Source organism: Mesorhizobium sp. CNPSo 4684 (genome assembly GCF_057784315.1).
Genome location: NZ_JBWLUX010000044.1, coordinates 23,770 through 44,708, shown reverse-complemented (window position 1 = coordinate 44,708; position 20,939 = coordinate 23,770). Strand labels below are relative to the sequence as shown.

At 58.3% G+C, this 20,939-nt stretch carries 11 protein-coding genes and 3 pseudogenes; 6 read left to right on the top strand and 8 right to left on the bottom strand.

The genetic code is table 11. The features are described 5' to 3' along the window. Nucleotides 1-39: 39 nt before the first annotated feature. From AC04SG_RS29380 to AC04SG_RS29360, 5 genes are all read right to left on the bottom strand, one after another. The gene (locus AC04SG_RS29380; protein WP_488553891.1) at nt 40-1,611 is read right to left on the bottom strand and encodes a gamma-glutamyltransferase; all 1,572 of its coding nucleotides are present in this window, start codon (nt 1,609-1,611) and stop codon (nt 40-42) included. A gap of 955 nt (nt 1,612-2,566) precedes the next feature. After that, nucleotides 2,567-4,171, bottom strand: a complete 1,605-nt coding sequence (locus AC04SG_RS29375) for an ABC transporter substrate-binding protein (protein ID WP_488553890.1) — start codon at nt 4,169-4,171, stop codon at nt 2,567-2,569. 459 nt (nt 4,172-4,630) lie between these two features. Then, a complete protein-coding gene (locus tag AC04SG_RS29370; protein WP_488553889.1) occupies nt 4,631-5,818 on the bottom strand; it encodes a glycine C-acetyltransferase in 1,188 nt (395 codons plus the stop codon). A 453-nt stretch (nt 5,819-6,271) separates the two neighbouring features. After that, the gene (locus AC04SG_RS29365; RefSeq protein ID WP_488553888.1) at nt 6,272-7,231 is read right to left on the bottom strand and encodes an aminotransferase class IV; all 960 of its coding nucleotides are present in this window, start codon (nt 7,229-7,231) and stop codon (nt 6,272-6,274) included. A gap of 195 nt (nt 7,232-7,426) precedes the next feature. Then, a complete protein-coding gene (locus tag AC04SG_RS29360; RefSeq protein WP_488553887.1) occupies nt 7,427-7,879 on the bottom strand; it encodes an Lrp/AsnC family transcriptional regulator in 453 nt (150 codons plus the stop codon). Nucleotides 7,880-8,184: 305 nt separating this feature from the next. On the opposite strand from AC04SG_RS29360, the pseudogene AC04SG_RS29355 reads away from it, so the two are divergent. After that, nucleotides 8,185-8,945 (top strand): annotated as a pseudogene (locus AC04SG_RS29355) (ATP-binding protein). Between the two features lie 248 nt (nt 8,946-9,193). Here the strand turns inward: AC04SG_RS29355 and AC04SG_RS29350 are convergent. Then, nucleotides 9,194-10,840 carry an MFS transporter gene (locus tag AC04SG_RS29350; protein ID WP_488553886.1) on the bottom strand — a complete coding sequence of 549 codons (1,647 nt, stop codon included), beginning with the start codon at nt 10,838-10,840 and terminating at the stop codon, nt 9,194-9,196. Between the two features lie 1,599 nt (nt 10,841-12,439). Between AC04SG_RS29350 and AC04SG_RS29345 the strand changes: the two genes are divergently transcribed. The 5 genes and pseudogenes from AC04SG_RS29345 to AC04SG_RS29325 all read left to right on the top strand — a co-directional run. After that, nucleotides 12,440-13,681 carry a D-amino acid dehydrogenase gene (locus tag AC04SG_RS29345; RefSeq protein WP_488553885.1) on the top strand — a complete coding sequence of 414 codons (1,242 nt, stop codon included), beginning with the start codon at nt 12,440-12,442 and terminating at the stop codon, nt 13,679-13,681. A 327-nt stretch (nt 13,682-14,008) separates the two neighbouring features. Next, nucleotides 14,009-15,055 (top strand): NAD-dependent epimerase/dehydratase family protein, encoded by a 1,047-nt coding sequence (locus AC04SG_RS29340; RefSeq protein WP_488553884.1) that lies wholly within the window; start codon nt 14,009-14,011, stop codon nt 15,053-15,055. A 201-nt stretch (nt 15,056-15,256) separates the two neighbouring features. After that, nucleotides 15,257-15,424, top strand: a complete 168-nt coding sequence (locus AC04SG_RS29335) for an Lrp/AsnC ligand binding domain-containing protein (RefSeq protein ID WP_488553883.1) — start codon at nt 15,257-15,259, stop codon at nt 15,422-15,424. A 202-nt stretch (nt 15,425-15,626) separates the two neighbouring features. Then, on the top strand, nt 15,627-17,654 hold the full coding sequence (locus AC04SG_RS29330; RefSeq protein WP_488553882.1) for a CocE/NonD family hydrolase: 2,028 nt from the start codon (nt 15,627-15,629) through the stop codon (nt 17,652-17,654). 80 nt (nt 17,655-17,734) lie between these two features. Beyond that, nucleotides 17,735-17,933 (top strand): annotated as a pseudogene (locus AC04SG_RS29325) (ISKra4 family transposase); the annotation flags it as partial. Here the strand turns inward: AC04SG_RS29325 and AC04SG_RS29320 are convergent. After that, nucleotides 17,916-18,146: pseudogene (locus AC04SG_RS29320) on the bottom strand (transposase); the annotation flags it as partial. The pseudogenes AC04SG_RS29325 and AC04SG_RS29320 sit on opposite strands and share 18 nt — an antisense overlap. 1,033 nt (nt 18,147-19,179) lie before the next feature. Continuing rightward, complete coding sequence (locus AC04SG_RS29315) at nt 19,180-20,772, bottom strand: ABC transporter substrate-binding protein (RefSeq protein WP_488553881.1); 1,593 nt, start codon at nt 20,770-20,772, stop codon at nt 19,180-19,182. Nucleotides 20,773-20,939 lie beyond the last annotated feature (167 nt).

Sequence of the window (20,939 nt, the reverse complement as noted above, 5' to 3'; positions counted from 1 at the left end):
TGGTACGTCACAAGGAGCCGCTGGTTTGGCTCGCTTAAGTCAGAGGGCGGGATTCCCACGACTTCCCGCCGATGTTGGCACGACGACGCATGTCCCATCCCACGCATTATCGGCAGCACCGTAAGCTAGACCGTCCGCATCATGCCCAACAGCTTGAACGACACCGAGGTGATCGCCTCCCACCGCGAGCACCCCCAAACCGGGCCAGCGCGTGCGAAGTGAGGCGATCACCGCGGCGCCCGCCTCGTCATGAGCGAATACACCGCTTTCTGACACATTCACCCTCGGCATGCGAAGCGCTTCGCCCAAGCTGACTCCACGGTCGACTACATTTACGACCGCCTGAACGATTGCGCCGGGGATAAGCTCACTGCCTGCAGCACCGACCGAGAGGATCACGCGGTCACCCCGCGTGACGATTACCGGTGACATCTCTGTTACGTCACGAGCGCCAGGTGACGGATCGCTGCTCATCCGATAGCTTTTTGCGGGAAGCAGGCCGAACGCCGCATCCGTCGCGCGTAGCCCGAAATGAGGGCCTATTGACATGGTCAGCGCCACCGTCGCGCCCTGCGCATCGAGCGTCGAAAGGTGTGTAGTATCTTTCCGCTCCGTCGCCCTGATAGTCGGGGCTACAGCCTGCGCAACGGTGCGCGAATTGTCGATCATGGATCCCGTAATCTCCGCAGCGCGGGCGGCAATGAAGTCGGGGGCAATCAGCGTCTCGAATGCGTGTCCAGCCAGCTTGGGTTCAAGCGAGCCGAGGCGTTGGGGCCGGTCTCGAAAGCAGGTTTCGATGACACCGACCAAACGGCAGGCTTCGGCGCCCGTCAGATTATCGCCAAAGGGAGGCAGGCGATCCAGGATGGACAGCATTTCAACAAGGGTGTGACCCCAGCCCTGACGGCCAATTGTGGTGACCTGACAGTCACGGAAGCTGGCGTGGAGGACCTCGCCGTCCAGAGCTGCGTTAGCCGCAAGATCGTCAGCGCGCCAATATCCGCCACGGGCACGAACTCCTTCCGCCAAATTTCGAGCGGTCTCTCCGCGGGTGATTGCTGCAGCACCGCGTTCACCGAAATCCCGCAGCAACGCTGCAAGACCGCCATGACGGAAACGGGCCGGTGGCCGCGCATCATCGAGATAAGGCCCGGCACCCCCGGTCGCCAGTGCGGCGGCATTCTGAGCCCAAGCAGCAGCAAGGTGACGTGGCGCGATAAAACCCTCTTCAGCCAGGCGCGCCGCCGGCGCGGCTACTACAGAAAGAGACAGCCGGCCATGCTCTGCGTGCAATTTTTCCAGCGCCTGTGGCAAGCAGGGGATCGCGGCGAAAGCTAATGGTCCAGCGCCTAGCGTTTCGGGCAGGCAAGAAGGAATCGCGCTCGCCCCATCGATGGCGGCAAAACGTCCTTCACGTGTCCGCAGTACAATATGGCACCTTCCTAATAAACTTGCATTCGCAGGGTCGGCAACACACATCGCCAATGCAGCCGCCACTGCCGCGTCCGCCGCTGTGCCACCTTGCCGCAGCATCTCGGCACCAGCTTCTGTCGCGGTGGGCGCGCCGGTCGCAACGACACCGCCCCGGGTAGATTGATGAATGCTCAACATATAACAAGTACCCCAACTTTTTCCTGAACTCCGCGGATCGAGGGCACCGTCCAAGCCGCCGGCCGCCGCAGAGTTGAATCTTAATACTCGGTTCCTAGACGGAATTTGGGTAGCATGACCTGTGGCGACGCAACGTTTGCGTCAAAGTGCGCGCAATGCTGAAATGCGTGCCACAAATGGCGGTATGGTTTGATGTTGTTAGCCTCTGTAACGCTCTTAAAGGCTGCGGTGGATAGGTGATAACCTCTGTTCCCGCTGCACATTGCAAAGTCACCGCAATGCCTCCCCGGGTTGGACTGACAATAGTCAAGGTCGCAGTCTGAGCCTAGCTCGGTGCCATTCGGATACTTTTATCTCGATAGGCCAAAAACAATTAATCAACATCGCCTTAGAAACGAATATTTGCTTCGGAAAAGTGTTGGCTGTTGCAATACGGAGCGCGGTCGGTTGTGTGCAATACGGAGCGCGCTCGCTTGTACAGGTTAAAATGAAATAACATAATAAAGCCGATAGAGATGGAACCCGTACTGGCAACAATGCAAAACACATAGAGTCCTTCAAGCAGGTTACTCAGCGTCCTCTGAATATACGACTGCCATGCCCTATGAAGGGTGCGAAGCCACCCTTATAGGCGAAGATCGTTGGCGCAAATACACCCAGGCCCGAGCATTTTCGTCAGCCCAACCCGGGCGATGAATGAAATGCAGGCGAGACTAAGAGCCACGGCGAGAAGGCTCACGTGCCCCCAAGGCCGAGGCCCCTCGTCATCGGTGCATCCTTGGGCCGGCAGCCAGCGGATGCCGGCGACCATCTCCGCCATGGCGGACTTGGCGGCAACGATCGCCGCAGGCTCGCCGGGCGCCAGCCTGAGAAGCAGGAAACCGAAAATCCCGACAATCGGCACTTACAACCACGATCGACACCAATCTGCGAAGGATGTAACCGCCATTTGGGTTCAGGCCTTCTGCATGTTCCACATCGGAATGATCGCCGGCATGCCGATGAGACCCGTCAGAGCCTTTCGTCGCGCGATTGGCGCGATGTATTTTCCCAGCCTCACATCGCCGACGAAGTCCCACCAAATCCTTTGCATGCTGCGGGCTAGCGCCTTGCGCTCCTCTCGTGTTGCGACGTCAGCCCATTTGGCCCTTAACATCTCATATTCGTCACTCTTCGGCCAGCCGTACCACGCCTCGTTGCCATTGGCGGCTAGGAGCGGGTCTGTTAGAGGATTGCCGAGGGAGTAATCCATTTCCGTGGTAATGAACATGTTCCAGCCGCCGTCCTCAACGGGGCCTTTGTTCGCCCGGCGGGTGCTGACGCCGCCCCAATCGCTCGGCGCAAGTTCGGCGTTGACTCCAATCTTCTGCAGCGCGGCCGCCAATAGCTGCGAGGCATTGTCGCCCTCATGCCAGTCCGTCGGGTCGAGAATGACGACCTTCTCGCCGGCGTATCCGGCCTCCTTGAAGAGTTGCTTGGCCTTTTCTGGATTGCCGCCCTTCCTATACCACCCCGTGTTTTCGTCGTTGGAAGCTGGGCTGGTGTTTCCAAAGATCGAGGTGAGGTTACTGGAATATTTCGGATCAGGGGCCATGACGCGCATGAACGCCTCCTGGTCAATCAGATGAAGCACAGCTTGACGCGCCTTGACATTGTCAAATGGCGGCTGGAGGAAATTCATGCGCACAAGCGCGTCCTGCCCCGCCTTGTCCAGAACCTGAAGTTCAAGGTTAGGATCGCTCTCGACCAATGAGTAAAGGTCTGCTGGGGGCAACTCAAAGTAATCGATCTCACCCGCTTGCAAGGCCGCCATCGCCGTCTGCTGGTCGGCGATAACATCCCAGATGACGCGATCGACTTTGACGATCTTGCCGCCGGCCAACCCGTCAGTCAACTCCTTGCGCGGTGCATATTTTTCATTGCGATCATAGGTGTAGCTTGCGCCTGGCTTAGCAAGAGCTTCGTTGAACTTAAACGGCCCCGAACCGATTGTCGTAGTCACCTGCTCGGTAGCAGGCCGGCTCGCGTCCTTCTCTCGCATCACGAATAGGCACGGCGGCGTAAGGTCCGCTAGGAGATCGATCAGAACTCCTAAGGGCTCCTTGAGCGCGATCGAGAAAGTCCTGTCGTCCTTCTTCGAGATGTCGCTGGCGCGCGCCATGATCAGCTGCCCGCCGGGAGCCACCTGACCCCAGCGACGTAGCGAGGCGATACAGTCCGCTGCGGTGACGGGAGTGCCGTCGTGCCAGCTTAACCCGTCTCGCAGCTCGAACGTGTAAGTTTTCTTGTCGTCTGAGACGCCCCACTTTCCGACCATTTGCGGCTGAGGATTGAACTTCGAGTCGAACGAGAAGAGCGTGTCATAAATCGCGGCGGCGTGGTCGGCGGTGATGTTGGTCGCTGTATAGATCGGATCGAAAATGCGCAGGTCCAGGCCCTTCACCATCCGAACCGTCCCTGCAGAGGCTGGCGCCGTTTGTGCCCGTAGGGCCGAAGGGATCGATAAAGCCGTTCCGGCAGCCAAACCCGCCTTGAGTATTTCGCGTCGAGAGATTGTCATTTTTTAGTTCCCCTTTTGGTTGGTGGCGCGATTAACCCGCGCTTGTTCGGTCATGTTGATACCCACGATCGAGGGATGCGCTTGTCGCCTGATGTGGCATCCTGGGAATAATATCTCCGAGGAGAGAGAACTTACGTCAAAATGCGGCGACTGTTGAAATGCGAGCCGCACACAGGCAAGCGATTTGGAATGCGTCGCCCGGGTCCGCCTCAGCGTAATCTCCCGCCGTCGCATGGAAGAATCTAAAGGAGGGACCGACATCGCATAGGTTCGATTTGACCATCATGCTAGAGTCCGACTGAATGTGCAGAGGGGCCGGCGGTCGCGTTGGACATTGCGCCCCTTGGTGGCCGGATGCGTCTGTGACCGCAGCCAATGCTCGGAATTGATGCAACAATGCCGGTTTCAGCGATCCTCGTTTGATGTACGAAGCCAGTTCGTCCCCGACCATGCCGGAAATCAGATGACTCCCAATTGCCTGCCCACCTCTGTGAAGGCTTCCACGGCACGGTCGATATCGGCACTCGAATGTGCGGCTGACATCTGCGTGCGGATGCGGGCCTGATCCTTTGGCACTACGGGGAAGGAGAAGCTGATCACATAGATGCCGCGCAGTAGCATCTTCTCGGCCATCTGCTGCGCGAGGCTCGCCTCGCCCAACATCACCGGGACAATTGGATGATCGGCTCCAGCTATCGTGAAGCCGGCCCTCGACATCCTCGAGCGGAAGCGGTTGGCATTGGCGTACAGCTTCTCGCGCAGCGCATCACCATCCTCGATCAGGTCGAAAACCTTTAGTGACGCTCCCGCAATGGCGGGCATCAGCGTGTTGGAGAAGAGATACGGCCGCGAGCGTTGGCGAAGCCAGTCGATGACCTCGCGCTTGCCTGACGTGTAGCCACCTGATGCGCCTCCAAGCGCCTTACCGAGCGTACCAGTGATGATGTCGATGCGACCCTCGACGCCGCAATGCTCGGCGGAACCGCGCCCGTGTCTGCCTACGAAGCCGACCGCATGGCTGTCGTCGACCATGACAATGGCGGCGTATTTCTCCGCTAGATCACAGACGCCGCCAAGATTGGCAATAGTGCCGTCCATCGAAAACACGCCATCGGTTGCGATCAGCTTAAAACGGCTGCCTTCGGCCTTCTTCAACTCTTCTTCCAGCGCCCCCATGTCATTGTTGGCGTAGCGGAAGCGTCTGGCCTTTGAGAGCCGTACCCCGTCAATAATGGAGGCGTGGTTCAGCGCGTCGGAAATGATTGCGTCTTCCTCGCCGAGCAGCGTCTCGAACAGCCCGGTATTGGCATCAAAACAGGACGAATAGAGGACAGTATCTTCCATCTTGAGGAACGAGGAGACGCGCGCCTCAAGTTGCTTGTGCTCTTCCTGAGTGCCGCAGATGAAGCGGACCGACGCCATGCCGTATCCATAGCGGTCTATCGCAGTCTTAGCCGCGGACCGCAGATCTTGATTGTCGGCGAGACCGAGATAGTTGTTGGCGCAGAAATTCAGGACCTTACTGCCACCCGTAACTTCGATTTCGGAAGACTGGGCTGATGTGATGACACGCTCGGATTTGTAGAGTCCCGCAGACTTCAACGCTGCCAGTTCCGCCGACAAATGCGCAGTGAAAGCGTTCTTCATCAGCAACTCGGCAGAAATGGCATGAAGCAAGTCCTACAAAGGTGCATGAAACTGGACGCTCATCATCTAGTGGCAACAGCTTGTTAAATGGCGAGCGCCCCGAAGCCATAAGGGGTGACTCAGCTGCGAGCCCGTCATACCCCAGAAACCTGTTGTGACAACCGTCGTAAGCCGGCACCACTTCGAAGAAAATAGACAAGGCGGTTACCTCGTCGAGGAAAGCGTTGTGGCGCGAACTCGGCGGCGCAGAAAGTCGCCGCATCCTCGTGGATCGCCCACCTCTTTCGACTGCAGGTCTCCCAGCAACTGGGAGACGTCAGTGTGCATTGGGCAATCCACCAAATTCAGGGCTATGTCCGCCGAAGCCCCGCTGTTCGGGTTGCGGGCGTTTGCGTAACGACAGCTCATCATCGCGGAGCCGCTCGCCCACTTGCCGTGCACTGCCCATTCCGCTTAGGGATAGATGACGGCAGTCGACCATGCCGGCTCATCGTGTTTATGCCAGTAGAGATCCATGAGCCGGCGGGTAACGGAACCGACGTGTCCATTGGCAATTGCGGTATCGTCAATCTGGCTCACGGGCATAATGCCGCCGGCGGTTGAGGTGATAAACACCTCGTCAGCCGCTTCGATCTCAGCACGACTGATATCAGCAGCCGTGGCGGACAGCCCAATCTCGGCGCAAAGATCGAACACTGTCCGGCGAGTGATGCCCGGCAATACGCCAAAAGCGGGCGTCCTCAAGGATCCGTCCTTGACAACGAACACATTAAAACCGGGCCCCTCCGCAATGTAGCCGTTCGTGTCAACGATCAGAGCAGTTTCCGCTCCTGCGTCATAGGCGTCGAATAGACCCTTCACTAGGTCGAGCCAATGATAGTTCTTGATTGCGGGATCGATTGATTTTGGCGGGATGCGGACGGTGTCGCTGATCGCGACGCGCAAGCCTCTCTCCAGCTGTTCCTTGTTGGCAACCGACCCAAAGGGGACGGCAAACGCTATGAAGCGGTTCTCCGCCTGGCGGGGGTCGCGGCTGAAGGTCGGCGATGAGCCGCGCGTGCAGATCATCTCCACGTAGGCCGATCTATGGCCTGACAAAGCGACACAATTGTTGAGGATGGATGTTATTTCCTCGCGATCATAGGGCAGCTTCATTCGCAGCCGTTCGATGCCCCCGAAGAAACGGTCAATATGCAGATCCAGCCGGAAGAACCTGCCATTCCAGACGTGCACAGTATCGTAGGTTGCGTCGGAGTGCAGGAAACCCCAGTCGAGCACTGAGATTTTGGCCTCGGACATCGGCAGATATTGTCCATCCATGAACGCAACCCCGTGCGGGTAGCGTCGTCGATCAACGTAATGCTCATCGATAGTTGGAAGGATAGGCAAGATCTGTGTCATCGAGGTCGCCATTCATTTGTCCTTAACCGAGACGGTTACTTTGCCTGCATCGAACGATCGGGCAACTCACACCGTCCTCAAGCAGGATCGACTGCGCCCTCTACATCGCACAGTTGATTCGGTGAAAAAGCTCAATCTCATGCCGGCCGCGAAATGGCGGTTTCAAAAAGCGGCGCGAGTGATCACTTCAGCGCAGCCCGCCCAGCTCTACACCGTTACCCGGGGCTCGAACTTGACGCGATCAAGCGAAATCATGCTCTTGAATTTTCGAACATTGGGGTTGGTATAGAGCTTTGTCTTGACGAAGACGTCAAAGGCCTCGACGTCCTCCACGGCCACGATCAGGACAAAGTCGGCGTCGCCCGTAACCATATAGCACTGGGTAATCTCTTTGGCCGCGCGCATCGCACGCTTGAAATCGTCGACGAGGTCAAGACGCTCCCGGTCCAACTCAACCGTGACAACAACGGTGAGCGATTTACCGACAGCTCTCGGATCCACCAGCGAGATGTCGGCAACGATTACGCCATCCGAACGCAGCTTGTTCACTCGACGCATGCATGATGCTGCGGAAGAACCAACTAATTCCGCCAATTCGGCAAAAGAGAGCCGGTTGTTCTTTTGTAGAGCCGCAAGGACCCTTCGATCTAGGTCATCCATGGAATAATGTCTGCTTTGATTGCAACTTCGATAATCGCCGGAGGCCGCGCTAAGATCATTGCAGTTTGTCCTGAAAATTGAAATAATCAAATCAATCTTGACCCACCAACCGGCAGAAGTCGCCGCGGCTCGCAGTTCAGGGCGCCCGTTTTCTGGCGCCGCAAAGCCCGGGCATTTCAAACCACGCCTCTGTGAGGTGGGTACTAATTGGGGTGGCGCCGCCGCGAGGCAAGTTTCGCTTTGGCCCGCAACGTCGCGTCCTCCACATTAGAGTCGCCGCCGATCTAGCACTGCGATTGCCCGACATGGGGCTTCCGTGCTTGGCCGAACAGGCCGACAGGAAGGGTGTCCGGCCGCTAGCTTCCTGGCTGCGATCACCGAACATGAACTGGCCGAGCGCGACCGGCGGCGTATCGAACGCGATCTCGCCGAGGCCCGCCTCCTGCCGGGCAAGACCTCGACAAATTCGAGTTCGAAGCCGTTCCGATGATCTCCAAGGCACAGGTGACAGCCATCACCGCCGGCGACAGTTGGCTAGAGAAGGAGGCGAACCAGCTCCTGTTCGGCCCGCCAGATGGCGGTATGAGCCATCTCGCCTCGGCCATGGGACTTGCCCTTATAGAGACTGGATGGCGGGTTATGTTCGCTCGAACCACTGATCTCGTTCAGAAGCTTCAGGTCGCGCGCCGCGAAGTCGGCTTCGAGGCCACCATCAACCGGCGCGATCGCCTCCACCTCCTTATCCTTGATCACTCCCTATGTCATCAAGGACCAGGCCGAACGAGCGTGCTGTTCGAACTCATCAGCGCCCGATACGAGCGGCTTTCCCTGCTGATTACGGCCAATCAGCCCTCGGCGGAAGGGGGGAGATATCCTGCCATGACGCTCGCCGCGGCGGATCGCCTCGTCCATCATGCCAGAATCTTTGAGCGGATTGTCGAGAGCTATCGGCGGCGCGAGGCAATCGAGCGAGAGCGGGGGCCAAGGCAGGCCGGCCTCATTTGCGACGCCCGCGAACGTCACTGCCGATTGTTGCGCCCTTCTCTCCCAGGTTGCCGCGCTATAGATGCCAGCCTGGTCTTGCCGAAACGGTGCCGACCATCGCCGAGGACATCAGAGCCGTGAAGCGGCATCTGTCACACCTTGGAAAGGCAGATGTGCTGGTCTACACGGTGCTTACATTTTAATGCAGGTACGGACAGCCGACATGGATGGTGGCGACCGACTGCGCGCACGATTTCGAGCACAAGAGCCGAGCGTTCAAGTCCAAAACGCTGTGCGCCGCGTTAGCACCGGAGAAAGTTACCGGTCGCCTTACGGGCGCGATACAAAGGGCACAGGCTGAACTTCGCTGCCGGGGGCAGGGCTAGTCGACCGCTGGATCGAAAGTGCGAGGCGAGGAGGAGAACCTGCGACCTGCAGAGTGGCGAGGCGCTCTCCTACCTCCCTGTCGGTCACCGTTAGCCGATGGTTTAGACGAAGATAGTCCGTCCATGTCGGCGTGCGGAATGTCTCGGTCCAAAGTGTCGGCTTCTGGAGGTCGCGCTGGAGGGTCCAGTCGCGGGCACCGGCACGGCTTTGAGCGCGTCGCCTTTCGCGCATGCAGCGCAGAAATTCCGCGATGTTCTCTTCGGGGATCAAGTACTCCACCTTGATCACGATTGGGCCACTCCTGGGCTTCGGATCAAGGGCCAGTTCTGGTGGTGTGAAGTCGAAGGGCCCTTGATCCGATTCTTCCCATAGCTGTATCGGCAATATTTTGCCCGCTGCTGCAACCAGCAACAGTGCCGCTGCAGCACCTTCCAAAGCCCATGTCAGGGAATAGTTCTGCGCAACGGTACCCCAGATCCAGCTGCCGGCTGCCATGCCGCCGTAGGTCAAAGCGTAATAGATCGATAGCGTGCGACCAACCACCCACCTTGGGCTTGCCAACTGCACACACACGTCGGTTCCGGTCCAGGTGACGACCCAGCCTGCGCCACCGATTGCAAGCGCGATGGCCGCCACAGCCACCGATGATGTGAGAGCCAGCAACAGGCAACACGTTGCGCAGGCAACGGATGCGAGCGTGATCAATCGATTTTGGGACGTGATGCGTCTCAGGTGGCTATTGCCAATGCCGGCGATGAAGGCGCCAGTTCCGAAGCCTGCCAACAGGACGCCGTAGACAATTGGCCCACCCGCCAGTTGGTCGCGAACCAGGAGGGGGAGCAGAGCAAGGATTGAGATGCTCGACAGCCCGAACAGGGTTGCACGCACAATCGCCACTCTGATCTCTGAAGAGATCGCCGTGAAGCGCATGCCATCATGAATGGCCGTCGTCATCCGCTCGCGCGGAAGAGGCGATGCGCGGACTTGCCATTTGGAGCGTAGGACAGCGCTTAGCGGGACCAGGTCACTCAGCGCCGCCAAGGCGAAAGCAGCCAGCGGTCCCATCAACGCCAAAATTACACCACCCAGCGCCGGTCCTATGCTTCGAACAACGTTGTACCCCACCGACATCAGCGTCACTGCGGCGGGTATCTCGCGCTTTTCCAGAATATCGCCGACGGACGCGTGCCAGGCTGGGTCGTTCAAGGCAAAGCCGCACCCGGCCAAGAAACTCAGTCCCAGGATCAGCCATGGACTGACAAAGCCCAGTCCAACAGAGAGAGCCAGAACCGTGGATGCCAATGCGATCAGGCAATGTCCGGCAAGCATCACCCCGCGGCGGCTGAAGCTGTCTGCAATCGCTCCAGCAAGGATCGACAAGAAGAAGGCTGGCAGTGTCGATGCAGCCTGCACAAGCGCAACCATAAGATCGGAAGCCGAAATCGTGGCCATCAGCCAGCTTATGGCAACGCTCTGCACGAGCCAGCCAAGGCTGGATATCTGCGTGGCTGTCCAAATCGAACGAAAGACAGGGTTCTGAAGCGGCATCAGCGTGCTTGCCGCAAAGGGCGGGGAATCTTGACGCCGCATGACTTCTCACCTTCACCACGAGTTCTTTCGCTCACCTGCTGACAGCGGTGCGCTTGACGCACAACCTGGGCCACAACCACGTCCCGATATCGCGCTTGCAGTTGATGTCGCATCCACGGTGCTGATGCGCGATAAGAGTGCCTGTTGGGCGTCAGCTGGTCTGGGTCGCGCAGCCCGAGGGGTGCGGTCTGGCCTGCGACTCTTGGCCTTGGACGGTGCTACCGCGCCGATGGACGGGTTGTCAAACTGCTACGATGCTCGTCATCAGCCATGCAGCAGCCCCACTTCAACCAGGCTGCCGAGGTTCGAACAAGTGCAGCCGACCCCAAAGAACGGAACCTCTAATTTGAAACGGTGCGAGCGGAGATGTTCTCTTCGACATTGTGGGAGCTCTCGATAGACTGCGGGTTGGATTCACAAGTCGCCCAAACATGCCCTCCCCATTCAAGCCAAGCTGCACCACTTGCGCATTACCTAAGCCAGAAACCGGCTCCATCATGGCTAGCTGGATGGCTGTCTCGCGCGAATGTTTGAACGCGGATATCGAGCGCGCGAGGGTCTTCTTCGCGTACATATTTCAGACCAAGGCTGCTTCTGCGGTCCGCGTTTCAGCAGACGACGCATTTTGGCACAAATCATCCTCCGTTATTCATCTATACATGCAGGTGCACAAGGATCGCACCATTGATTCACCTCGCGGATGTATTCCACCAAGAGAAAGATTCCGGCGACCGAGGCTGACATTGGCAGGAAGCTAAGGGCGTTATCTTATCGAACTCAGTCATTTGAAGTGCCAAACCGCGACATCTTCGGCGCAAGACAAGGTTATTTTTCGGAACGTCTACCGAAGCTTCCGAAGAATTTGTGGGGCCGAGAACGCCATCGAGTACTGGTGCCCGAGTAATTGACTTATTGCCTCCTCCCAAGGCAGTACCGGCCCGGCAGCGAGCGCAGTCTCCTGCCGGGCTTCCAGTTCGCTGAGCGCCCCACCTTCGCCACAGCCACCACCGAACGTGCCTCCCCGGTTCAAACCCACCCGCCACTCGTGCGCGCGGCCTGACCCACAGAGATTGCCGGGCTCGATCGACGCCGATTGCTGGCCGTGCCGAGAACCTCGAGGATCCTGATAACCTCATCTGGCCACCCGGCAGGTGCGCGGAAGGTATTGAGCCCCAACAGTCGACGCTCCATTCATACGCGGTGTCCGCTGGAGTACCTGTAGTAGTCTGTTGACTGGCGGCGAGCAGGCGTGCTTCGACTTCGTTCAGCCGACGAGAGGGGCCCCAGCGCTGCCGCACTGACATAACGGTCTCGGTGGTTCGGGCGCCTCAAAATGTGCTCCATGACGTTTTCGAATGTCCACTGGTGGCCGAAGAAACGGGCATCCTTGGTTTACGTGTTTCAGCTTGTCGGCGAAAATGATGGGTCTGCATCAATTTTGAGGCGCAATCAATGCTGTAACCATCGTTGCACAGAACTATAAACCGATCCTTCAACAGGGCAGCATGGGAGGGATCGGCACGTGGTCGACACCGACGGAGCAACCCCCTCAAGGCAGCTATGAGGGCCCTAAGCAATTGTCCTGCCTGGAGAGCGAAAATGCCCAAAATTGTTGTGATTGGTGCCGGCATTACTGGCGTGTCGACGGCCTATGCCCTTTTGGAACACGGCTATGACGTCACCGTGCTGGAGCGCCAGCGCTATGCGGCAATGGAGACCTCATTTGCAAATGGCGGCCAGCTCTCGGCGAGCAATGCGGAAGTCTGGAACCACTGGTCGACGATCTTAAAGGGCATCAAGTGGATGGTCAGACGCGACGCGCCACTCCTCATGAACCCGGCGCCGACCTGGCACAAGTACAGCTGGCTTGCGGAATTCGTCTCCCATATCGGAAAGTACCGCGAGAATACTGTTGCAACCACCCGGCTGGCGATTGCTGCGCGCAGGCACATGTTCGACATCGCTGAGCGGGAGGGCATCGATTTCGACCACGTTCGCCGCGGAATCCTGCATGTCTATTGGGACAAGCCTGGTTTCGACCACGCTACGAAAGTCACTCAACTACTCGTCGAAGGAGGACTTGACAGGCGGCCGGTCACGGCGGGCGAGATCGCTTCCATTGAGCCGGCCTTGCGGGGCGCTTTTTATGGTGGGTTCTACACACCTTCGGACTCAACCGGTGACATCCACAAGTATACCACCGGATTAGCACGTACATGCCAAGGACGCGGTGGGCTTTTTCTCTATGACGCGTCGGTGACGAAGATTGAGCGACGCGGCCGATTCAGGCTAACGTACTCTACCCATGCTTCTCAGGCGCAGGTTATCGAGGCCGACGCAATTGTCGTATGCGCTGGCTCGAACAGCCGTGACTTCGCGGCGATGTTGGGCGATCGCCTCAACATCTATCCTGTCAAGGGATACTCGATCACGGTCCACCTGGAGGACAATGCGGCAGAGGAAGCCGCTCCATGGGTGAGTATCCTGGACGACCGGGCTAAAATCGTGACCAGCCGGCTTGGCGCAGAGCGCTTCCGAGTGGCTGGGACGGCCGAATTCAACGGCCAAAACCGTGACATAAGGGATGGCAGAGTGAGACCTTTGGTAGACTGGACGCGGCAACTCTTCCCGGGCGTCAATACGAACCGCGTTGTGCCTTGGGCTGGCCTCCGTCCTATGATGCCTGACATGATGCCCCGTGTCGGCAAAGGGAAGGCGCTAGGCGTCTACTATAACACTGGCCACGGGCACCTTGGCTGGACACTGTCTGCCGCGACATCAGCCATGTTGGCTGAGGCCGTCGCAAAGGATCTTCCTGTTCACAATCGTCTGGTAGCATAGGCAGGATAAGGTGGATAGGCGGCACTAAACGCCAGTATCGAGATTGCCGGACTGAAGATCGCTCGGGAGTTGCACGACTCATGCGTGATGAGGCGCTATCGGGGAACAGGCATCGGCAATTCGGGCTTTGGGGCTCTTCCTCGCCGGTCGTGCATGATCTCAGCCCTCCAATCACGGTCTGCGTTCGCGACGAGGTCTAGGAGCAGATCCCGCCGCCGGATACTAGCCCTGCGAAGGGATCACAATCTTTTAACAGAAGACTAATTGTCTACGAATACTGCCCAACAACTTCGAATCAGACGGTCTCTAGTCTAACGATCAACAGAAATGATTCCCGTCCAGAAGACCAATGTTCCGCTGCGCATCCTCATTTTGGGCGGTACCGGCTTTATCGGAGCCCACGAGGTGCGCTGTGCCGTCCAGCGAGGACATACCGTGACCGTCTTCAACCGCGGGCTCGCGCAGGCAGATCTCCCTCAAGGCGTCCAGTACCTGCGCGGCGACAGGAGCACCAACCTTGACTCGCTGAAAACTGCGTCATGGGACGCCATCATTGACAACTCCGCCACCGACCCGGCTTGGGTCCGCATGTCTGCAGAGTTGCTGCGGGACCGAGCAAAGCTTTACATGTATGTGTCCTCCACCGGCGTATATTTCCCATACCTCACGACAAGCATTAGCGAGGCTGTGAAGCCGGTTTTGAAAGAGAGCCCGTCCAACGGGAGTAGCTTCGGGGTAAGAAAGGCGCTCTCGGAGATCGAGGCCGAGAAGGCGTTCCTCGGGAGAACCATCATTGTGCGGCCTCACTACATCGTCGGCCCGGGGGACACAACATACCGCTTCCCCTATTGGCCGCAGCGCGTCGAGCGCGGCGGCGAAATACTCGCGCCCGGTCGTCAGACGGACGCCGTACAATTTGTGGACGTGCGCGACCTGACCGAGTGGATGATCCGGATGCTGGAACTGGAGGCGACCGGCACTTACAACGTGGCGGGTCCGCGAACTCCGCTCTCGATGACCGATTTCCTCACCGGGGTGCGCGCATCCCTCGGTGTCTCTGAGAACGACGTGCGCTTTACCTGGATCGATGACTATGACTTCCTAGAGGAAAATGGTGTAGACGAGGTTGTGCCCTGGGTACCGCTGTGCGGCGACGCTCTTGGCTCCGCGAGCATCAACTTCGACAAGGCCCTAAGGTCTGGACTCACCCATCGCCCCGTTGCCGAGACGGTGCGTGATACACTCGCCTGGTGGCATTCCAGCGCGGTGCCTCCAGAGCGCAGGGCCAAGCCCGATTTCGCGCTTACGCCGGAAAAGGAGAAGTTAATGCTTGCAGCGTGGAAGGCCCGAAAGGTCGCTGACACGGAAAGATAAAAGGGATGTGCGCAGACGACCGCTGTTCCGAAGCCGGTGCCCATCTGCATCGAACAGAAGTGTTCGCCACATACGCGGGTTTTATCATCAAGAGAGCAGCGGTTATTGAAGTTTATGACATCAGGAGCAATTCTTCGATCCCAATTCAAACGAGGTGAGCATTTCTGAAAGCGCCAGGTCGCATTTCCAGTGATCTTGTCGATGAGTTCAAGCGCGCGATGCGCGGCCGAAGAGGTGACCCAATGTTACATGGTTACGGGCGCCGCCGATTTCGTGTTGCTCGTCTTAGTCGAGGAGGTTGAGGCCTTTGACGTCTTCGTGAAGCGTGATTTTACTCGATCGTGTCAAGTTCACCTGCTTAGCGTATAGGGTTGGCCGGGTGCGCTGGACCCATCAATCCGGGCTAGTTTTTGATATCGCCATTCGAATTCCGCATCAGATTGATCTTTTTCGCCTAACCAACTGTGCGATCTAAGAACCCAGTTGACCGCCTCACCCGTGAATTCACGCCCAGTGTCGCGCCTGCGCAGCGCCATGACAACCTGCCGCAGATTAAAGAAAGATCCGTCCAATGAAAGACATCCGTGTGGTCACCGATTTCCCGCGCAAGGTCCGCGAGATTGAGAACCTGTGGATCCCGATGCCAGACGGCGTGAAACTGGCTGCCCGCATCTGGGTCCCGGAAGACGCCGAGGCCGATCCGGTCCCGGCCATCCTCGAGTACCTGCCTTACCGCAAACGAGACGAGACGGCGGAACGGGATGCTCTTACGCATCCCTATTTCGCCGGTCATGGCTACGCTGGCGTACGTGTCGATATGCGTGGCACCGGCGACAGCGAAGGCGTTTGCAAGGGCGAGTATCTGAAGCAGGAGCAGGATGACTGTTTGGCCGTCATCGAATGGTTGGCCAAACAGCCGTGGTGCTCGGGCCCAGTCGGCATGATCGGCATTAGCTGGGGCGGCTTCAACGGGCTCCAGGTTGCCGCCCGCCGCCCGCCGGCGCTTAAAACCGTGATCTCACTGTGCTCAACCGACGACCGCTATAGTGACGACATCCATTATCTCGGCGGTGCGCAGATGTGCGACAATCTGGACTGGGGCACTACCGCGTGGGCGATCGCCATGACGCCGCCCGATCCACTGATCGTCGGCGACCGCTGGCGCGAGCTTTGGGAAGGCCGCCTTAACGGCAACGGCATCTGGATGCAGGAATGGTTTGAGCATCAGCGCCGCGACGAGTTCTACAAGCACGGCTCGATCTGCGAGGGTTACTCCGATGTCGAGATTCCCGTTTACCTCGTCGGTGGCTGGGCCGACAGCTATACGAACCCGATCTTTCGCATGCTCGAAAAATTGCCTGGAATCCGGAAGGGCCTGATCGGTCCGTGGGGACATAAATATCCGCATTTCGCTATGCCCGGACCGCGCATTGGTTTTCTCAAGGAATGCCTGCGCTGGTGGGATCAGTATCTTAAGGGGATCGAAACTGGCATTGCCCATGAACCGATGTTACGGGCTTGGATGCAAGACCCCTGTCCTCCGGCTGCCATTTATGATGAGCGGCCCGGTCGTTGGGTCGCGGAGCCCTCCTGGCCGGGACGAGGCGTCGGTGAACGATCGCTGGCCCTTTCGCCGGGACGCCTTGCAGAGGGCGCCAGCAGCGATGACGTGCTGACAATTTGCTCGCCGTTGACGGCGGGTCTCTCCTCGGGCGCGTGGTGCGCTTTTGGGTTTGTTCCGACCTTGCCGGTAGACCAGCGCATGGAAGCCGGCAATGCGCTTGTCTTCGAAACGACCCGTTTGGAAGAAACCGTGGAAATTCTCGGCTTTCCGGAATTCGAGGTAAAGCTCGCCTCGGACAAGCCAGTTGCGCTGATCTCAGCGACGCTATCGCTGGTGTTCGAAGACGGCGCAGCATCGCGCGTTAGCTATGGCATCCTTAATCTCACGCATAGGCATGACGATCTCGAGCTCCAGCCAATGCAGCCAGGCAATCCCGAAACGGTGCGTTTCAAATTGCGCTGCTGTGGCCAGCGCTTCGAAAAGGGTCAGCGCATCCGGCTTGCCATCGCCACCGGACATTGGCCGATCGTTTTTCCAGGGCCGGAGAGGGCGACGCTGTCGATTCATTGCGCTGGCAGCAGGCTGATCCTGCCGGTGCGCAAGCCGCAGCCAATGGATGCAACGCTTGCGGCGTTTGAAGGGCCGGAGAGCGCAACGCCTATGTCGCAGGAAGTGATTAGGTCCGGTGAGCCCTTCCGGCGCGAGGTGACGACCAACCAGATCACCGACGAAACCACCTACACTGTCGTGAGCGACGCCGGGACAGTGTGCCACCCACATACCGGCATCACTCTATCGGATAGGCAGACAAATGTCTTCGTCGTGCGTCGGGACGAACCGAATACGGCACGCGGAACCGTGACCTGGGAGAAATCCTACGCGCGAGGCGACTGGAACGCCAGCGTTAGGGTTTCGGCGACGGTGCGAGCGCTACGAGATGTCTGGCGCATGGAGACCCACCTTATTGCGCGTGCCGGCGACGAGGTTGTCGTTGATCGCGAAGACGTCACGGAGTTTCCACGCGATCTGAACTGAGGAGATTAGTGCCGGCAGCGGTCGTGACAGATCGAATTCTGCGGCAGGTAACGTCGCGTGGCGCGACCCTTGCGCCGAACAATTCTGTGATCGCCAAACGCCATGGTCAAGAAGCAACTGATGCGATGGTCTCTACGCGGTGCTCACATGCTGATGCAGGTTCGGACAGCCGAGATGAATAGTGTGCTTCACGACCGACTGCGGGCACGATTTTCAATCACCAGAGCCGAGCGTCCCCTCAGTATTCAATCCCGAACCGCCCTACTGCGCGCCGCGTAACACCACCTGGCAGCGCTGCCACTTCATCAGAAACGTGCCGGCGCACGTCGGCAAGAACGGCCACCGCGTCGTCTCGACCTTCATCGCCACCGGCTTCGCGCAGGAGACGGCCGAGCGCCAGGTGACCAATTGGGGCGGGGAAAGTCCATACCGGCGTGCCACAGCACAAACCGTCTCGCCCGCCTGGCAGCTCTCCGCCACTATCCGGGCCTTCTCCCCCGGACTTACGCCGACAGCTCACGGACGGCTCTCCGCCCTGGACTTAAGCGTAAACTCTGAAACCGTCATATGTCGAAGCCCTCAGAGGCGTCGAACATCGACCACGCGCGAAAGGTGCCGTCGGAACAGCACCCATGTGCTTCAGGTTCTAAGGCGCTCCTGACCGAGCGGGACGATCAGAGGCGCCCAAATTCGCCCCCCCCCCCCGGCTATTGCGTCAAGCGGGTCCAAACTGTTTAGCGGCAGTGCTCGATGCTGACGAAGACCGGCCACAAGGTTAAGGCAAGCGAGCGCCTGCTACTCGGCGGACGCACTTTGGCATTAGTGACGGCCCGACACGGCACGGGTGACGATCCCTCTGAACAGTCGCCCATGGCCGTGGGCCTTGTGGCATCCAGGCGCCGTCGGCGGAATTGTTCCCTGGAGGAGACCAACAATCCGTCCCCATCCGACTTGTCATCGCAACTACACACCGCAACAAACATCCTCAGCGCCTCTGAGCAATGCCGAAGCTCGGAATTCTTAAGCGCGGTCGGTATCTTGTGAAGCTGTTTGTCCCCTGGGTGATTTGGCCCGTAAGGACGCGGTAGCTCATGAACGCTTCTTCTACCTACTCGCCAGCGGTTAAAAGTCCAGGTCGTTATTCAGGGATGGACAACTATCCATTGATAGCGCCATGGAGTGGCCGGTTCGAAACAATCTCCACTGCTGATGCAATGCTGGCATCGAGGGACAGCGGCTTTTGTAATAGAGCGCTAATGCTGCACCTGCGGTGCGAGGCGATCCTAGTGTCTCGCACAACTTGCCCTCGCCCGACTGGCCGCTTGCGGCGCAAATCTTTGGCAAATTCGGCTAAGACCGATGAGCGGGGCGAACTGCACATCCATGAAGTCTCGGCTGGAAGACGGCGTTCACAACAAGGCGCGCCGGGGCGAGCTCGAAATACCGCTGACGCCCGGGTTCGCGCTCGTCCCGACTGACAGATCCAGCACGTGAGCCACCTTGCAAAGCTGTAGTCAGGCGCTCCTCACGACTTCCGCATATTCCACATTGGGATCCACACCGGCATGCTGATGAGGCCGGTGAGCGCTTTGCGGCGCGCTATGGGCGAGACGACTTGGCCCATATGGACGAAGCCAACGTAATCCCACCAAACCTTTTGCATCTCCCGGGCCAAGGCCTTGCGCTGATCGAGGCTCTCGACAGCGACCCACCTGGCCCGAAGCGCCTCGTAATGATCCTCTTTGGGCCAACCGTACCATCCCTTTTCGCCATTTGCGCTTAGGTAAGGTGCGGTGGCCGGATCGCCGAAGGCAACATCGGAATCACTGGTGAGGTGGATGCTCCAGCCGCCGTCTTCGACGGGCCCCTTGTTGGACCGGCGCGCTACAACTCCCCCCCAGTCGCTGGGCGCAAGCTCGGCATTGACCCCGATCTTCTGTAGCATGGCTGCCAAAAGCTGCGCCGCGTCATTGCCTTGCGCCCAGTCTGTGGATTGCAGAACGACAACCCTCTCGCCCGCGTACCCAGCCTCCTTGAAGAGTCTTCTGGCCTCTTCTGGGTTCCCGCCCTTCTTATGCCACGCAGTATTTTCATCATTCGAATAGATGGTATGTCCAAACAGCGACGTAACGGTTTGGCCGTATTTTGGATTAGGGGCCAAAAGAGCCAAGAATGCTTCCTGATCGACTAAGTGAAGCATCGCTTGGCGTGCTTTTACATTATCGAATGGTTTCTGCAGGCAGTTCATGCGCAGAAAAAAGTCATCACCGGACTTGTTTAGGACCTGGAGTTCAAGGTTGGCATCGCTCTCTATCAGAGTGTACAGATCGGCAGGCGGAATAGCGACAAAATCAACCTCCCCTGCCTGCAACGCAGCCACGGAGGTCTGCTGGTCGGCGATATTTTCCCAGATGACGCGGTCTACATTGACGACCTTCCCTCCGGCGAATCCGTCCGGCAGCTCCTTACGAGGCACATAGTTCTCATTCCGGTCGTAAGCGACGGTAACACCAGGTTTTGCAAGTGAGTGATTAAACATAAAAGGTCCAGATCCGATGTTTGCGGTCACCGGCTCGGTTGCGGGGAGATCAGCGTCCTTCTCGCGCATAATAAATAACGGTTGCGCAGAAATCGAACCCCCCATTAAATCGATAAGAACTCCAAGGGGTTCCTTGAGTACGATTGTGAAGCTCTTGTCATCTTTTTTTGAAATATCGCTGGCCCGCTCCATAAGCAAATGTCCAAAAGCTTGGCCCCAGCGACGGATCGATGCAACACAATCCGCAGCTCTCACAGGGGTGCCATCATGCCAAGCCAAGCCGTCCCGCAGTTCGAATGTATATGTCTTCTTATTGTCGGAGATACTCCATTTCCCGACCATCTGTGGCTGCGCCATAAACCTGGAGTCCGGTGAAAACAGCGTGTCGTAAATGGCGAACGCGTGATCACCCGTTACGCTATCGGTAGTCACAACGGGGTCGAACACCGTGAGGGGAGTCTTTACCATCCGCACCGTTCTCGCGGGGGCTGCTGTCTGCGCCCGCAGAGCTGAGGGGATTGTAAAAGCCGCTCCAGCGGCAATGCCCATTTTAACGAGGTCGCGTCGAGAGATTGTCATGTTTAGTCCTCCCTTTTTGCGCTAGTGGCGCTGCTAATCACTACCGAACCGCGAACTCGGAAAATTCGCTTGCGCAGACCTCTCATTCTTCTACGAGCGCCTATAGATCTCCTACGAGCGGCCTATCGAAAGCGATGTTTTGGGATGTTATGACCCTATGGATGACA

Bases quoted from the DNA above. Each gene is read 5' to 3' on its own strand.
- AC04SG_RS29380 (WP_488553891.1), bottom strand. From the start codon at position 1,611: ATGTTGAGCATTCATCAATCTACCCGGGGCGGTGTCGTTGCGACCGGC.
- AC04SG_RS29375 (WP_488553890.1), bottom strand. From the start codon at position 4,171: ATGACAATCTCTCGACGCGAAATACTCAAGGCGGGTTTGGCTGCCGGA.
- AC04SG_RS29370 (WP_488553889.1), bottom strand. From the start codon at position 5,818: ATGAAGAACGCTTTCACTGCGCATTTGTCGGCGGAACTGGCAGCGTTG.
- AC04SG_RS29365 (WP_488553888.1), bottom strand. From the start codon at position 7,231: ATGGCGACCTCGATGACACAGATCTTGCCTATCCTTCCAACTATCGAT.
- AC04SG_RS29360 (WP_488553887.1), bottom strand. From the start codon at position 7,879: ATGGATGACCTAGATCGAAGGGTCCTTGCGGCTCTACAAAAGAACAAC.
- AC04SG_RS29350 (WP_488553886.1), bottom strand. From the start codon at position 10,840: ATGCGGCGTCAAGATTCCCCGCCCTTTGCGGCAAGCACGCTGATGCCG.
- AC04SG_RS29345 (WP_488553885.1), top strand. From the start codon at position 12,440: ATGCCCAAAATTGTTGTGATTGGTGCCGGCATTACTGGCGTGTCGACG.
- AC04SG_RS29340 (WP_488553884.1), top strand. From the start codon at position 14,009: ATGATTCCCGTCCAGAAGACCAATGTTCCGCTGCGCATCCTCATTTTG.
- AC04SG_RS29335 (WP_488553883.1), top strand. From the start codon at position 15,257: ATGAGTTCAAGCGCGCGATGCGCGGCCGAAGAGGTGACCCAATGTTAC.
- AC04SG_RS29330 (WP_488553882.1), top strand. From the start codon at position 15,627: ATGAAAGACATCCGTGTGGTCACCGATTTCCCGCGCAAGGTCCGCGAG.
- AC04SG_RS29315 (WP_488553881.1), bottom strand. From the start codon at position 20,772: ATGACAATCTCTCGACGCGACCTCGTTAAAATGGGCATTGCCGCTGGA.